The organism is Streptomyces sp. NPDC087901 (assembly GCF_044742205.1).
Taxonomy (GTDB): domain Bacteria; phylum Actinomycetota; class Actinomycetes; order Streptomycetales; family Streptomycetaceae; genus Streptomyces.
In genome coordinates, this window is record NZ_JBIUUC010000005.1 from 22,555 (window position 1) to 36,255 (window position 13,701).

The 13,701-nt window shown below is 69.4% G+C and carries 15 protein-coding genes; 6 read left to right on the forward strand and 9 right to left on the reverse strand.

The window, feature by feature from the left end:
* Nucleotides 1–8 precede the first annotated feature (8 nt).
* A complete protein-coding gene (locus ACIOEW_RS17265; RefSeq protein WP_401964489.1) occupies nucleotides 9–1,415 on the forward strand; it encodes a VWA domain-containing protein in 1,407 nt (468 codons plus the stop codon).
* Between the two features lie 228 nt (nucleotides 1,416–1,643).
* Here ACIOEW_RS17265 and ACIOEW_RS17270 read toward each other — a convergent pair whose 3' ends face one another.
* The 3 genes from ACIOEW_RS17270 to ACIOEW_RS17280 all read right to left on the reverse strand — a co-directional run bounded on the left by ACIOEW_RS17270 (nucleotide 1,644) and on the right by ACIOEW_RS17280 (nucleotide 4,269).
* A complete protein-coding gene (locus tag ACIOEW_RS17270) occupies nucleotides 1,644–2,939 on the reverse strand; it encodes a right-handed parallel beta-helix repeat-containing protein (RefSeq protein WP_401964490.1) in 1,296 nt (431 codons plus the stop codon).
* A gap of 518 nt (nucleotides 2,940–3,457) precedes the next feature.
* Nucleotides 3,458–3,826 (reverse strand): ArsR/SmtB family transcription factor, encoded by a 369-nt coding sequence (locus tag ACIOEW_RS17275; protein ID WP_401964491.1) that lies wholly within the window; start codon nucleotides 3,824–3,826, stop codon nucleotides 3,458–3,460.
* On the reverse strand, nucleotides 3,823–4,269 hold the full coding sequence (locus tag ACIOEW_RS17280) for an SRPBCC domain-containing protein (protein ID WP_362547268.1): 447 nt from the start codon (nucleotides 4,267–4,269) through the stop codon (nucleotides 3,823–3,825). The genes ACIOEW_RS17275 and ACIOEW_RS17280 overlap by 4 nt, the downstream gene beginning before the upstream one ends.
* 153 nt (nucleotides 4,270–4,422) lie before the next feature.
* On the opposite strand from ACIOEW_RS17280, the gene ACIOEW_RS17285 reads away from it, so the two are divergent.
* The 3 genes from ACIOEW_RS17285 to ACIOEW_RS17295 are packed head-to-tail and all read left to right on the forward strand — an operon-like array spanning nucleotide 4,423 to nucleotide 6,302.
* On the forward strand, nucleotides 4,423–5,208 hold the full coding sequence (locus ACIOEW_RS17285) for a DeoR/GlpR family DNA-binding transcription regulator (RefSeq protein WP_401964492.1): 786 nt from the start codon (nucleotides 4,423–4,425) through the stop codon (nucleotides 5,206–5,208).
* A 39-nt stretch (nucleotides 5,209–5,247) separates the two neighbouring features.
* A complete protein-coding gene (locus ACIOEW_RS17290) occupies nucleotides 5,248–5,625 on the forward strand; it encodes a DUF4406 domain-containing protein (protein WP_401964493.1) in 378 nt (125 codons plus the stop codon).
* The gene (locus ACIOEW_RS17295) at nucleotides 5,622–6,302 is read left to right on the forward strand and encodes an NUDIX domain-containing protein (protein WP_401964494.1); all 681 of its coding nucleotides are present in this window, start codon (nucleotides 5,622–5,624) and stop codon (nucleotides 6,300–6,302) included. The genes ACIOEW_RS17290 and ACIOEW_RS17295 overlap by 4 nt, the downstream gene beginning before the upstream one ends.
* Before the next feature lie 68 nt (nucleotides 6,303–6,370).
* Here ACIOEW_RS17295 and ACIOEW_RS17300 read toward each other — a convergent pair whose 3' ends face one another.
* On the reverse strand, nucleotides 6,371–6,988 hold the full coding sequence (locus tag ACIOEW_RS17300) for a TOPRIM nucleotidyl transferase/hydrolase domain-containing protein (RefSeq protein ID WP_401964495.1): 618 nt from the start codon (nucleotides 6,986–6,988) through the stop codon (nucleotides 6,371–6,373).
* 438 nt (nucleotides 6,989–7,426) lie between these two features.
* Here ACIOEW_RS17300 and ACIOEW_RS17305 point away from each other — a divergent pair, with 438 nt between their 5' ends.
* Entirely contained in the window at nucleotides 7,427–7,732 is a 306-nt protein-coding gene (locus ACIOEW_RS17305) for a cupin domain-containing protein (RefSeq protein ID WP_093551975.1), read from the forward strand.
* Nucleotides 7,733–7,739: 7 nt separating this feature from the next.
* Here the strand turns inward: ACIOEW_RS17305 and ACIOEW_RS17310 are convergent, their stop codons facing one another.
* The 5 genes from ACIOEW_RS17310 to ACIOEW_RS17330 form a co-directional block, all read right to left on the reverse strand.
* Complete coding sequence (locus tag ACIOEW_RS17310) at nucleotides 7,740–8,798, reverse strand: IS630 family transposase (protein WP_401964959.1); 1,059 nt, start codon at nucleotides 8,796–8,798, stop codon at nucleotides 7,740–7,742.
* Between the two features lie 126 nt (nucleotides 8,799–8,924).
* A complete protein-coding gene (aroQ, locus tag ACIOEW_RS17315) occupies nucleotides 8,925–9,551 on the reverse strand; it encodes a gamma subclass chorismate mutase AroQ (RefSeq protein WP_401964496.1) in 627 nt (208 codons plus the stop codon).
* 171 nt (nucleotides 9,552–9,722) lie between these two features.
* On the reverse strand, nucleotides 9,723–10,136 hold the full coding sequence (locus ACIOEW_RS17320; RefSeq protein ID WP_401964497.1) for an SRPBCC family protein: 414 nt from the start codon (nucleotides 10,134–10,136) through the stop codon (nucleotides 9,723–9,725).
* A 31-nt stretch (nucleotides 10,137–10,167) separates the two neighbouring features.
* Nucleotides 10,168–11,178 (reverse strand): aldo/keto reductase, encoded by a 1,011-nt coding sequence (locus ACIOEW_RS17325; RefSeq protein WP_362547247.1) that lies wholly within the window; start codon nucleotides 11,176–11,178, stop codon nucleotides 10,168–10,170.
* A 652-nt stretch (nucleotides 11,179–11,830) separates the two neighbouring features.
* On the reverse strand, nucleotides 11,831–12,208 hold the full coding sequence (locus ACIOEW_RS17330) for a MerR family transcriptional regulator (protein WP_401964498.1): 378 nt from the start codon (nucleotides 12,206–12,208) through the stop codon (nucleotides 11,831–11,833).
* A gap of 116 nt (nucleotides 12,209–12,324) precedes the next feature.
* On the opposite strand from ACIOEW_RS17330, the gene ACIOEW_RS17335 reads away from it, so the two are divergent.
* Nucleotides 12,325–13,398: an alkene reductase gene (locus ACIOEW_RS17335; protein ID WP_401964499.1), complete on the forward strand. Its 1,074-nt coding sequence runs from the start codon at nucleotides 12,325–12,327 to the stop codon at nucleotides 13,396–13,398.
* Nucleotides 13,399–13,701 lie beyond the last annotated feature (303 nt).

Consider the following 13,701-nt stretch of genomic DNA (forward strand, 5'->3'; position numbering starts at 1 on the left):
CTGTCCTTGTGACGACACTGAGCAAGGGCGCCAACATGGCGGTGACGGCATCCACCATCAGAGCTGTCCTGGGCTGGTCCCCCGGGCCCGGCGTGCCGGATGTGGATGCTTCCGCACTGCTGCTGACCAGCAGCGGACGGGTCCGTTCCGACGGCGACTTCGTCTTCTACAACCAGCCGCAACATGCTTCCGGTGCTGTGCGTCACCTCGGCAAGCAGGTCGGAGCCGACTCGCTGGACGTCGGTCTCGGCACACTGGGACAGGACATCGAACGGGTCGCCCTGTGCGCTTCGGTCGAGGGTGGGACCTTCGGGCAGGTGCCCGGCCTTCATCTGCGGCTGTTCGATGCCGCCTCCGGTGCCGAGTTGGCCCGCTTCGACATGGAGGCCGGCTCGGAGACCGCTTATGTGAGCGGTGAGCTCTACCGGCGCGACGGCGGGTGGAAGTTCCGGGCTGTCGGCCAGGGGTACGCGGACGGGCTGGCCGGGCTGGCGACGGACTTCGGCATCAGCGTCGACGCGGAGCAGCCTGCGGCCGCTCCCCCGCCCGTCCCCGCCCGGGTGCCACAGCGCCCCGCCACCGCGCCGTCCGCTGTCCAGCCCCCCTCTGCCGCCGGCTCCGCGGCCGGCCGGGGCGAGCCCTCGATCCGGCTCACCAAGGGCGAGGAGCACCTGCCGGTCGACATGCGCAAGCGCCTGTCGCTCCGCAAACAACAGGTCGCGGTCAGCCTGACCAAGCACGGTCTGACCAAGCTGACCGCACGTGTCATCCTCGTTCTCGACGCGTCCGGATCGATGAGCGGCCTCTACACACGCGGCACCGTCGCGGGCGTCACCGAGCGGATGGCGGCCGTCGCTGCACAGCTCGACGACGACGGGGAGATGCAGGCGTGGACGTTCGCCAGCAACCCCGCCCGGTTGCCCGACCTCGTGGTCGGTGAACTGCCCGAATGGCTGGCCCTGCACGTGCGCGTGGGACAGGTCAGCCTCTTCGGCCGCAAGAAGCCGCCGAAGGGGCTCCGCCCCGGGCAGGTCGACATGCGAGCGGTCGGTATCCAGAACGAGGAGCAGAAGGTCATTGCCGAAGTGCGCGCGTACGTGCGCGACAATCCGGTGCCCGACCCGACCCTGGTCCTGTTCTTCTCGGACGGAGGTGTGTACCGCAACGACGAGATCGAGCGCGAACTGCGTGCGGCGGTGGAGGAGCCGGTCTTCTGGCAGTTCATCGGACTCGGCCGGTCGCAGTACGGCGTACTGGAACGCTTCGACACCCTGCCCGGCCGCCGGGTCGACAACGTCGGCTTCTTCGCCGCGGACGACATCGAGAAGGTGCCTGACGCGGAGCTGTACGACCGGCTCCTGTCGGAGTTTCCGTCCTGGCTGACGGCTGCCCGGCAGCTCGGCATCCTGCGCTGAACGCCCGCCGAAGATGTGCCCGCACTTGATGAAGGGCGAAGTTCGGTTGTCCCCGCCCGAACCGGTCGTCGTTCCGCCGGTTCCGTCTCGCCGACAGATCTCTTCCGGGGGCGTGCCCGCTCGGCACGGGCCGCCGGTGGCCGGCGCACGGCGGACCGTGGGTCCACATGTGCGGTCTCCGGCCCCGGGGCCCGCTTCCCTGAGCGGGCGTCACCGGCGGTCGGTCGGTTACGGCGTCACCACGGTGCCGCCGAACGTCACGACGAGACGGCCGTCCGCGGCGAACGACCAGCCCAGGGCGCCGCCGTACGAGGAACACCGGGAGCCGTTCGAACCGGTCCAGAACTGGTTCGAGCTGTCGGCGTCACCGACCGTCTTGTCATTCGACCCGCTGCCGCTGCGGCAGGAGGTGTTGTTCCGGTAGACGGAAGTGCCCTTGTCGAAGGAGAAGTTGCGTTCCTCGTTGTCTATGCCGACGTTGTCCGACACCGTCATCGAGCCGGGGTTGCTGTTGTACGTGAATCCGTGATGACCGTTGTTGTAGGCGATGTTGCGGCGCACGACGTGGTCGACCTCGATATCGTCGCCGCCGAGCTTGAAGCCGTTGCGGTCGCCATCGGCGTTCACCGTCCCGTCCGAGAGTGTGCCGTTGCTGTAGGAGAGGGAGTCCTCGATGGTCACGGGGCCGATGGGGCCCGTTTCGTTCTTGGTGTAGAGGTCCCAGCCGTCGTCGATGTTGTTGTGGGACACCGTGTAGCGGAAGACGTTCCCGGGGCCGGAGGTGAGCTTCGAGGCGAAACCGTCGGCGTCCTCACCGTCGGAGTCGGCGTTGTCGTGCGACTCCGAACTCAGGATGAGGTTGTCGGCGGGCCACTCGTCGTCCGGAGTGGTCGAGGCGATCCGTGAGATCTGCAGCCCCGAGTCGTGGTTGAAGCGCGTCACGACGCGTTCGATGATGTTGTTGCTGCCCCCGACGAAGATCCCGTTGTCGCCGGCGTGCTCGACGGTGACCCCCTTGATGTGCCAGAAGGCCCCGTTCACGGCGAGCCCCCGGTTGGCCGGGTCCTCGCTCATCTCGGAGAAGTTCAGCACCGGGGCCTCGCCCGGGTAGGCGGCCAAGGTCGTGCGGGCACTCGCCGTGCCGTCGTTGCCCGGCGCAATGGTGACCGTCTGCGCGTAGTGGTACGTCCCGCCGCGCAGGTAGACCGTCCCGCCGGAGGTGACGCGGCTGATCGCCGAGGCCAGCGTCGTGGGGTCCGCCTCCGTTCCGGCTGCGTCGTCGGTGCCGTCGGGCGCCACGTAGAGGGCGGTGGCGTCCAGCGGCACGGAGGTGGCCGCCGCCTGCCTGCCGAAGGCGCTGCCCCCGGGCAGGCAGGACTCCCCGCCCGCTACCGAACTGGTGCAGACGGCGGGAGATCCTCCTGCCCGCTGCAGAGGAGGTGCGGCCTGAGCGGTCACGCCTGACACGGCGGCAAGCGAGCCGGCCAGCAGGCTGACGCATGCGATGACGGGTTTGATCTGCATCGTTCGACTCCAGGTGGGGTTGGTTCGTTCGACGAGTTCGTGCGACGAGACGCAGCGAGGTCACGCGGCGGTCCGCCTCTGGGTGGGGCGGCGGACCGGGCAACCGTGCTGCGTGGATGACGATTCCGACATGAGCGAGACCGCGGCCGTGTCAAAGGAACGTGGGACGCTCCCCTTCTGTCGAGGCTTCGGTCGTGGCAACGTGTCTGTTCGAGTTCATGAACAGGTCACACGGAGAGGGGCTCCAAGTGACCCGCACAAGCGCTTTCTACGGACCATAGAGGGAAGTCATGTTCACGTCAATGACATGTATATGAAACAGAGTCACGACCATGAACGCCCACTCGGTGCATTCCCACCCTCGCCCATGCGGCCGTCCCTGCGCTCGAATACCCATCGGCGCAGGTCGCCGGGGCGCCCGGACCGGGCCGGCCGGCAGGCGCCGCGGAGTGCCGCCCCGCCCGCGTTCCGCGCGTCCACCCCCCTTCGGTCGACGCGGGCCGGGCGTGCATTCCGCTTCAGTCGGGATGCGCCGTACGCGGGTCCCGCCCATCCCCTTCGGCGACGCGCTTGATGTGCGCCAGCCGCCGGTCCCAGTCGGCCGCGAGTGAGGCCATCCACCGCGCCGTCGCGTCGAGCGCCGCGGGCCGTACCGCGTACCGCACCTCTCGTCCGACCCGGGTGCCGGAGACCAGCCCGGCGGCGTCCAGGACGGCGAGGTGCTTGACCACCGCCTGCCGCGAGACGGGCAGCCGTTCGGCGAGCGTCGTCGCGGTGGCCTCGCCCCGCGAGGCGAGCAGATCGAGCAACTGCCGTCGCGTCGGGTCGGCGAGCGCGCCGAGGACCGTGCCGACGGCCTCGGCGGCGCCGGGCTGTTCCTCCGTCACGTGGAGGGCTGTTCGGCGCGCGTCTTGAGCGCGTCGAGCTCCAGGGGCCAGCCTCCACTGTGGTCCTTGAGGTTCTGACTGCGCAGTTCCTCGGATCCCGCCAGCGCCCCGAACCCGCTCTCGACGACGCGCAGCCGCGTACGGTCGCCCTCCTGGGTCAATGTGAACTCCACGAGGGTGCTGTTGTCCTCGCGCAGCTCTTCTCCCGGGAACGCACTGGTCCAGCGGTACGCCAGGTACGTCGGCGGCTGGACCTTCTCCACGCGCACCGGGAAGTCTCCGTGCTCGGCGTGCTTCGCCACCATTGATTCGCCTTCTCTTGCCACGGTGCCGGGCAGGCTCGCCTTGTCGGCCACCCAGAAGCCGGGTTGGGCCACCAGTGACCAGACCCGCTCCAGGGATGCCTCGATCAGAGTTTCGCGTTCGATCCGGTCCTCGCTCATGAGGTGTCTCCGTTTCATTGCCGCCATTGACTTGCAACTCAAGAGTTGCACGACGCGACTGATGACGCAACCTGCGAGTTGCACGAGGTGCGGGGGTGTCGCGATTCGATCAGACTGTTGTTCATTCGAACGCGTTAGTGGTAGAAAGTTGCCATGAGTGTCGCCAACCGTCTGGACCTGACCCTGCGACTGGTGCAGGGCTCCGACCGGGTCTCCGTATCGGAGCTCTCGCAACGCCTGGGCGTGTCGGAGATGACCGTGCGCAGGGATCTGGACGTCCTGGAGAACCAGGGCCTGGTGCGGCGCGTTCACGGCGGAGCCGTGGCCACGCGCTCCCGGGCCGAGGACGCCGGCTTCTCCGCGCGAGAACCGTGGCAGGCCGCCACGAAGGACCGCCTGGGTGGCGCTGTGGCCGAGTTGGTGGAGCCGGGATCACGGGTGTTGCTGGATGCGGGGACCACGACGGTGCACGTTGCCGAGCACCTGGCGGCCCGGGCCCCGCTGACGGTCGCCGTGCTGAGCCTTCAGGCCGCGGTGTGCCTGGCCGACCGGCCCGGGATCGATCTCCTGGTCGTGGGTGGGCGCTCCCGGCCCGGTGAGCGGTCCCTCGTCGGCCCATTGGCGCTGCGCACGCTGGACTCCCTGGCCTTCGACTGCTTCGTCATGTCCATCGGGGGTGTGCACGCCGAGCACGGCTGGTCGGAGTTCTCCCTGGACGACGCCGCCGTCAAGCAGGCCGGGCTCGCCCGGGCCGACCGCACCATCGCGGTGGCGGACGCGACCAAGCTCGGCGTGCGGGCCTTCAGCCGGGTGGCACCACTCGACGCCGTGCACCGTTTCGTCACCGACCGGGCCGCCGGTAGCGCCGGCACGCATCCCAGCGGTCCGCAGACCCTGGACGCCCTGCGTGAAGCGGGTGTCGAGACCGTCCTGGCCTGAACCCCGCCCCCACCCAGCCCGATTGAGGAGTGTGCCGTCATGGCCACCGATCCCCGTTCACTGATGATCCTCGTCGCCGGCCCCTATCGGTCGGGCACCGGAGACGACCCGCGCAAGCTGGAGGCCAACGTCCGCGCGATGAACGAATCGGCCCTCCGGCTCTTCCGGGCCGGGCACCTGCCCGTCACCGGCGAGGCGCTCGCCCTGCCGCTCCTGGACATCGCAGGAAGCACCCGGCCGGGCGACCCGCTGTTCGACGAGATCTTCCACCCGGTTGCCGAGCAGTTGCTAGGCCGGTGTGACGCCGTTCTTAGGATCGGCGGCCCGTCCGAGGGAGCGGACCGCATGGTCGCCCAGGCCCGCGCCCAGGGCAAGGCCGTCTACAGCGACCCCGCCGACGTACCGGACGCCCGATGACCGCCGGCCTCGACACCCCCGACCGCCGTGGCCGCACCGGCCTGGACCGGCACGGCCTCGGCTTGGCCGGCAACCCCCGCGTGCGGATCCGCAGCGTGGAGGTGCTCTCCTGCGACTGGTACGTCCTGCGCAAGACCACCTTCGACTACGAGCACACCGACGGGCACGTCAGCCGGGAGCAGCGGGAGACGTACGACCGTGGCGACGGAGCGACCATCCTGCTCCACAGCACAGACCACCGCACCGTGCTGCTCACCCGTCAGTTCCGTCTGCCCGCCTACGTCAATGGACACGCCGACGGCATGCTCCTGGAGACCGCCGCCGGCCTCCTCGACGGTGACAGCCCGCACGCGGCGATCCGCCGCGAAGCCGCCGAGGAGACCGGCCACGTGATCGGCACGCCCGAGCGCGTCTTCGCCGTCTACATGAGCCCCGGTTCCGTCACGGAGCGCCTGCACTTCTACGCCGCTCCGTACGACCCGGTGGACAATCCGACCGGCACGACCGGAGTAGCTGCCGAGGGCGAGGACATCACCACCGTCGAGCTCCCGTTCGACGAGGCACTGGCCATGGTGCGCAACGGCACGATCGTCGACGCGAAGACCATCATGCTGCTCCAATGGGCCGCCCTCGACGGCCCGTTCCGCCAGCCCGGCCCGCTCCCCCACCACAGCTGACCGGGCGTGCGGACACCGGCCACCGGGGCCGGCGGTCACCAGGGGGCCTCCGGGACGACGCCCGGCGGTCAGAGGCCGGCGAGCAAGCCGTCGAGCGGGGCGGGTACCCGGTCGGGGTCGAGTGCCTCGACGAGGACGCGGCCGTAGTGGATCTTGCGGCCCTTCTTCGTACCGAGAAATCGCCGCAAGTGCTGCTGCGGGGTGCGGCCCTGCTGGGCGGGCTGGTGCAGAAAGGTCTGAAGAGCGCGCAGGTCACCCTCGGCCTCGATGAGCTCCCTCACCCGATTCACGCCCAGTGCGCGGATGAGCTCGTCCTCCAGATCCGCCGCGCAGACGAAGAACTCCCGCTCTGCGGCATCTGCGCGTTCCAAGCCGCGTGTGTAGTAAGGCCGTTCCGCCTCGTCACACAGTCCCGTGAGGCGAAGGTCCAGCCCCGGCGGCCCGAGCAGGCGGGCGTAGCGCCCGACGCTCATCGCCCCGCCCATCGGCAGGACACAGATCCCCTCGGCCGCCAGGTTCCGGCCGCATCTCGCGGCCAGGGCATTGACGGCTGCGGCGTCGCTCGGTCCTTCCAGCAGGACGGCTGTCCGTACGGAGAGCCGTGCGGCCAGTTCGCGTGCCGGTTCATCGGAGCCGCCGGCTGCCCACGCAGTGACGGCTTCCCGGAACAACCCCATGTCAGCCACGGGTCGAGTCTCCGTCATTCCCGGCCACGGCGGTAGGCAATTCCTGCTGACGGCGATGTGCGCCGGCCGGCGGGTCAGCGGGCCCGGTCGTAGACCATGGCCATCTCCCCCAGCGTGCCGGGGAACATGGCGCAGCGCCAAGGCGGGCTGCCGTCGGGCGTACATACGCGCGGCAATCCGAACCTCGGCGCGTTCACGCCGAGGACGCCAGGTCGTAGGGCTAGATGCGCACTAGTGGCTCGTCTCGGATCGTTGGCCGGGTAATGGATGAGCCTCTGGCGTGGGCCGGGGGTTGGCCTCGGTCTGTCCCCGGAGACAGGCTTTGCCAAACGGTCGACCACTTGTTTTTCCTGGTCAGGTAGCTTTCAGGGCATCCATTGATCTTTGTGTGCGGGTCCGTTCGGCATGACCGACCGGGTCCGTGAGGAGGGGTGTGCCATGAGTGCGGTCGACCTTGCGGAGACGGCGGCCGGTCTGCCGGAGGCGTGGAGCTCTCGCAGGCTGGGCATGGTGGGGGCGGCCTGCGTAAAGGTACTGCGCATGGACGGGCTGCCGGTCGAGGAAGAGAGCCATGGGGCCGCCGAGGCTCTGCTGGTCCTCGACGGCCGGCTGGAGCTGGAGGTGGACGGCATGCCGGTGTCGGTACGGGCGGGCGAGCTGTTCATGGTTGCGGCGGGAGCTGCACACACGGTCCGCCCCGGAAGCCGGGGCACGTTGGTGATCGTGGAACTGCCGGAGGAGTAACGGTCCTTCAGGCGGCCTTGGCCGGGTACTCGGTCCAGGTGCGGATGGGTGAGCCCGGGGCGAAGTTGGCCTTCGGCCCGGCCTGGGCGTTGTGCCAGTGCATGTAGGCGGCGATGGCGGTGTTCTGCTCGTGGTGGCTGCGGTGGTCGGTGCCGTTGAGGGCGAAGTAGCGCAGGGCGGCGAACTCGGACTCGATCCAGTTCAGCCATGATCCGTAGGTCGGCAGGAAGACCCGTTCGACGTCGTTGGCCGCGGCCCAGGCCCGCACATTGGCGTGCTTGTGCGGGGAGAAGTTGTCCAGGACGACGTACAGCTTCTCGCCGGGCCAGCGGGCCCGCAGGGCCTTGAGCAGGACCAGGAACTCGCGCCATCGTTTGCGCGGCCGGATCCGGTAGTACAGCTTGCCGGTGGCCAGATCGAGGGCGGCGAGCATGTGCATTACCCCGTCGTACCGGTTGTAGGTGGCTCGCAGACGGCGAGGTGAGCGGCGTGGACGCCACGCCTTGCCCTTGCGGGGCATCAGGTTCAGCGGCCCGAACTCGTCCACGCATACCACCCGGCCATCGGCCGGCGGCGTATCGTACAGCGCCAGGACCCGGTGCATCTTGGCAATGAAGTCCGGGTCGTTCGAGGATTTCCAGGTGGTGGTCGACTGCCAGGAGACTTTGCCCTCGCGCAGTATCCGCCGCAGGGTCTCGCGGCCGACCGCCGGGACGATTGACTGTTTCACCAGGTGCTCGGCCAGCTTGGTCAGGCTCCAGGTGGAGAAGGCGGTGATACGCCAGTCGGCGGGGGACGTCCGGGCGATCAGGCAGATGTGCTCGCGCACCTCGCCACTGATCGTCCTGGGGCGTCCCTCACTCCATTTTGGGTCCAGCTCCTCGAACTCCCGTTCGTTGAAGGCATGGATGACATCGCGCACATAGTCGGCGCTGACCTGCATCAACGAGGTGATGTCCGGCACCGACTGGCCCTGGGCGGACATCATCACCACGATCGTCCGCCGCAACTTCACCGGGTCCTTCGCGGTCCGGCTGATCTGCTGCAGCCGACGGCCCTCCTCCATGCTCACGGGCCGGACGAACACTCCCGGACGACGCCCCACGACCACCTCCACGATCACGACCTGGAAGCAGCCTGCCCCGCAACGAGTAGAGGATCAATTACCCGGCCAACAAACCGAGATGAGCCACTAGCCGACAGACGCCGACGCGCAGACGGATGCCAATGCGTGCGTCAGCGCCGTGGTGTGAAGGCGATCGAGGCCGCGATGGCGCCGCACGATCACCTCGGCGGCAGTCAGGATGCCATCGCAGGAAGCACCCGTCCGGACGGAGACCGAGTCGGCGATCGCGCGCACCAGTTCGCCGTTGACCCGGTTGATCTCCTCGCGCACCTCGGTGAGGTCCGGGCGGAGCATCGGCGCCTCGGAGGGATCGGTATCCCAGCGGCTGTGCATCGCGCGCTGCACCCGCTTGTTCGCCTCGATCTGCTCGTGGAAGATCCGTACGGTCTCCCCCGGCTCACCCCCCGCCTCGCGCGCCTGCCGGGCCACCGCATCGAGGACCTGCCGCTCCCGCGCCGGATCGTCGATGGGTCTACCCGTCCCCCACTTGGCGGCGGCGACCAGGGCCGCAGTGGCAAGCCGCTGGGCCGAGAGATCGGCGAGCAGGTGGAGCCGGTCGTATCCGCTCCGGCTCGCTCCGGCAACGGGAGCCACCGGCGACGGGGCGGCGGCAGCGTTCGTGCCTGCGAGGAAGACGGCGGCGGCGACTGCGCCGGCGGTCAGCAAGCGCATGGAGTGCGCGATCGGCTGCATGCGGCGATCGTACGATCGCTCGCCGACGGCGCCCGACGCCGCGCGCGGAGTCGGCGGGTTCCGTTCCGCAAGGCGGTGTTCCTGATGACACAAGCGCGCCGAAGTCGGGCCGGCCCGCCGCATCCCGTACCGGGCAGGCACCCGACTCCCCTGGCTGCGACCGGCGTTCGGTCAGGCGTCGAGCGTCCCGGCGAGGGCCGCGAGACCGTCCCGATAGATGCCCTCGAACAGAGCGGTCGCCTCACTGTCGCTCGTGCCGTCCGGAGTGAACGTGCCCGACCATTCCACCCGGGCACCTTCCGGACCCAGGTCGATGACCCGCAGCGTCGAGAGATAGCCGGTGACGGGAAACGGCGCCTGCGCGATGGAGTAGCGGTACGTGCGAGTGGCCTCGTCAAAGGCTTCGAGACGTTCGACGATGACGCCGCCATCGGCGTTCGTCAGCGTGCGCAGCCGTCCGCCGCCGCTCAGCCGGCTGTCTGTGATGTACGGCAGCCAGTCGGGAAGGGAGTCGAAGCCCCCGATGAGTTGCCAGATCCGGCCGGCGGAGTGCGGCATGTCGAGTGTGACGGTGATGGAAGCCATGGTGTGTCCTTGCGGGGTGGATGCGGTCGGTTCAGCTGGTGGGTACGGGCGCGTCGCGAGCGATGATCTTCTGGTCGCGCAGGGCCTTCCAGAAGGCGTACGGAACGTCCTGGGCGAGAGCGCCGAGGTCCTCGGCGATGCGGCCGGGCCGGGTGGCGCCGGGGATGACCGCGGCGACAGCGGGGTGGGCCAGCACGAACTGGAGGGCGGCGGACTTGATGCCGATGCCGTTCTCCCCGGCGAGTGCCTTGATACGGCCGACCTTGTCGATGACGGCAGCAGGCGCCTCGGCGTATTCGAAGTGGCTGCCGCCCGCGAGAATGCCGGAGCTGTAAGGACCGCCCACGACTATGTCGACGCCCTGCGCGACCGCGGCGGGGAGCAGCCGCTGCAGGGCCCTTCCATGGTCGAGCAGCGTGTAGCGTCCGGCCAGCAGGAATGCGTCGGGCCGCGGCTCGTCCAGATCCAGCGTCATCTCCAGCGGCTCGACCTTGTTGACGCCGAGGCCCCAGGCCTTGATGACGCCCTCGTCCTTGAGCCGTGTCAGTGCGCGGAAGGCGCCGGTGCGGGCACTCTCATAGACATTGACCCACTCGTCGCCGTAGAAGTCCTGGGCGACATCGTGGACCCAGACGATGTCCAGCCGGTCCGTCCTCAGCCGCTTCAGGCTGTCCTCGACGGAGCGCAGGGTGGCGTCGGCGCTGTAGTCGTTCACGATCTTGTTGGGACGCCCGTGCTCGAACAGGGCTCCCTTCTCGCCGAGTTCACGGCTTGCGGGGTCCTCGACCTCGTCGAGGATGACCCGCCCGACCTTGGTCGACAGGACGAACTCGTCGCGGGGCTGCTGCGCAAGGACGTCACCGAGGCGTATCTCCGCGAGGCCCGCGCCGTACAGCGGTGCTGTGTCGAAGTACCGGATGCCCTGGTCCCACGCGGCCTGCACCGTGGCGGCGGCCTCGTCGTCGGGGATGGCGCGGAACATGTTGCCGAGGGGAGCGGTACCGAAGCCGATGCGGCCGGGGAGCAGGGAGCGGATGCCCATGGGGGGACCTCAATCAGTTGCTGAGTGGTGGGGGACCGCACGGAACAGCGAAGACGGAGTCATTCGTCCGGCGAGTCGCGCCAGGGCGAATCACCGCGTCGTCCGGGCGCCGGGGTGTGTGTCGGTCGCTTACCCCGGCAACAATACTTGCAGGCGCGGGTTATATGCAAACGCGCCATATGGGCGCACGCCTTCCGGTGTCGTGCATTCACGAGCCGCTTGCCATCCAGGACACGGTGAGTAATCGCTCGGAACGCGTCGCCCGCCGTGTGCGAGCTGCTCGTCGGCGTGCTCGGACGGTCCCCGGCCTGCCGGCCCGGAGCCGGTCCTATGCCGACCGCAGAGGCGGGACGTGCCTCGCAATCGCGGCAGCGTGCAGCAGAATGCTCGGCTCGGCGCCGGGGCCCTCGGCCGTGACGACGTCGGCCACCTCATGGGCGAAGCCCTCGGGCCAGACGGTGAGGTTGCTTGCGACTGGCGCTGCATCACATCAACTTCGACGGTGCCGCCTGCTTGCGTCAGGAGTACCTCGGTGCGATCGATGACGACGCATTCACCGACGTTGACGGAACCACCATGGACGATCCGTATGCGCTCCCGCCGAACCGGCCGGGGCGACGATTCCTGAACGCCCGGCGGCCGGGCCCGCCGGTCAGCCGGCCGGCGCTGTCCCCAGGTGCTCCCGGTGCTCCCGGGCCGTCACCACCAGTGCGTCGAGCACGTCCCTGGTCCGCACGAGGTCGTCGATGTGCGTGGAGAGCCGATCGCGCTCCTGCGCCATCCGCTCCAGCGCGGAGTCGGAGTTCTCCCTGCTGGGCGCATCGACGCAGGGGAGCAGTTCGACGATGGTGCGGCTGGACAGGCCTGCCGCGTAGAGGCGCTGGATGAACGCGACTCGTTCGACCTCGTCGTCCGTATAGTGCCGCTGCCCGCTGGAACTGCGGGTACTGGCGAGCAGACCCTGCTCCCCGTAGTAGCGCACGGACCGGATGCTGACCCCGGCCCGTGACGCGAGCTCCCCGATGCGCACGAAACCCTCCCGGTCGTGTCCTGCGTCACAGACGCTTGCCTCTCACATCAGTGTGAGGTTTTAGCGTAACTGCATGCCCGAGGTACGGGCACCGCTGAACGCGAAGGAGTCCTGACGTGACTTCCCTTTTCACCGGCTACGGGCTCGCCGGCCTGACGCTGCCCAACCGAGTGGTCATGGCCCCGATGACCCGGGTCCGGGCCGCCGCCGACGGGCTGGCGACGCCGTCCATGGCCGCCTACTACGCCCAGCGGGCCAGCGCCGGACTGATCGTGAGCGAGGGGATCCAGCCGAGCACGATCGGGCAGTCGAATCCGGGGACGCCGGGGCTGCACACCGATGAACAGGCCGCATCCTGGCGGCCCGTGACCACTGCCGTCCACGCCAACGGCGGCCGGATCTTCGCCCAGATCATGCACGGCGGCCGCGTCTCGCATCCCGACACCACCGGCGTGCAGCCGGTCGGGCCCTCTGCCGTCCCGGCTGTCGGTGACGTGTTCACCCCGACCGGGCCCCAGCCCGCACCGACACCGCGCGCCCTGGACACCGCCGAGGTGCCCGAGCACGCGCAGTCGTACGCCCGGGCCGCCCGCCGCGCCGTCGACGCCGGCTTCGACGGTGTGGAACTGCACGGCGCCAACGGCTACCTGATCTCGCAGTTCCTCTCCTCCAACGCCAACCTGCGCACGGACCGCTACGGGGGTCCGGTCGCCAACCGGATCCGCTTCGCCGTCGAAGCCGTCGCCGCCACCGTCGACGCGGTCGGTGGTGCCAGGACCGGCATCCGGCTCTCACCGGGCGGCACGTTCTGGGGCGTCGAGGACACCGAAACCCTGGGGCTCTACACCGCGCTGCTGGCCGAACTGGCTCGCCTCGACGTGGCGTACGTGCATCTTGAGGCCACCGTCGAGGAGGACGCACTCCTCGCCCTGCGCCGGGCGTGGCCGGGCGCCCTGATCATCAACCCCACGCTTCCGATGGGCCCCAAGCAGACCGGCCGGGACGACGCCGACCACTGGCTCTCGCTGGGGGCCGACCTCATCAGCTTCGGCCGCGCCTTCATCGCCAACCCCGACCTCGTCGAACGGCTGCGCGCCGGACTTCCGATCGCCCCCGTCGACGAGGCCACGTACTACCAGGGCGGCGATGCGGGCTATCTGACCTACCCGGCCCATCAGTACGCGGCCTGACTCCCCGCCCCCGCTCCCCCACCGGGTGCGCCCGCTCCCGGTGGGCGGCCGGTACGTACCCCGACGGGCCGTCAGTACGCCGCGGTGAACCCGGTGCGGTGACGCCCGGGACGCGCGCGGCCTCGTCGAACAGGGCCACCGCGAGGTCCTCCATGGAGAGCCTGCGCTTGCTGTCGGCGTCGATCAGCCCGGATCGCGCACCGCAGTGGTGCCGTGACGGCCACACGCGAACGCCCCGTCACCATGCGGATTCCCACGTGGCCGGCCGCTCCGAGAGCGGTGATGCGCGGGACTTCGGCTCCT

Bases quoted from the DNA above. Each gene is read 5' to 3' on its own strand.
- ACIOEW_RS17290 (WP_401964493.1), top strand. From the start codon at position 5,248: ATGGCCACCGATCCCCGTTCACTGATGATCCTCGTCGCCGGCCCCTAT.
- ACIOEW_RS17325 (WP_362547247.1), bottom strand. From the start codon at position 11,178: ATGGGCATCCGCTCCCTGCTCCCCGGCCGCATCGGCTTCGGTACCGCT.
- ACIOEW_RS17285 (WP_401964492.1), top strand. From the start codon at position 4,423: ATGAGTGTCGCCAACCGTCTGGACCTGACCCTGCGACTGGTGCAGGGC.
- ACIOEW_RS17295 (WP_401964494.1), top strand. From the start codon at position 5,622: ATGACCGCCGGCCTCGACACCCCCGACCGCCGTGGCCGCACCGGCCTG.
- aroQ (WP_401964496.1), bottom strand. From the start codon at position 9,551: ATGCAGCCGATCGCGCACTCCATGCGCTTGCTGACCGCCGGCGCAGTC.
- ACIOEW_RS17320 (WP_401964497.1), bottom strand. From the start codon at position 10,136: ATGGCTTCCATCACCGTCACACTCGACATGCCGCACTCCGCCGGCCGG.
- ACIOEW_RS17280 (WP_362547268.1), bottom strand. From the start codon at position 4,269: ATGAGCGAGGACCGGATCGAACGCGAAACTCTGATCGAGGCATCCCTG.
- ACIOEW_RS17305 (WP_093551975.1), top strand. From the start codon at position 7,427: ATGAGTGCGGTCGACCTTGCGGAGACGGCGGCCGGTCTGCCGGAGGCG.
- ACIOEW_RS17270 (WP_401964490.1), bottom strand. From the start codon at position 2,939: ATGCAGATCAAACCCGTCATCGCATGCGTCAGCCTGCTGGCCGGCTCG.
- ACIOEW_RS17310 (WP_401964959.1), bottom strand. From the start codon at position 8,798: ATGGAGGAGGGCCGTCGGCTGCAGCAGATCAGCCGGACCGCGAAGGAC.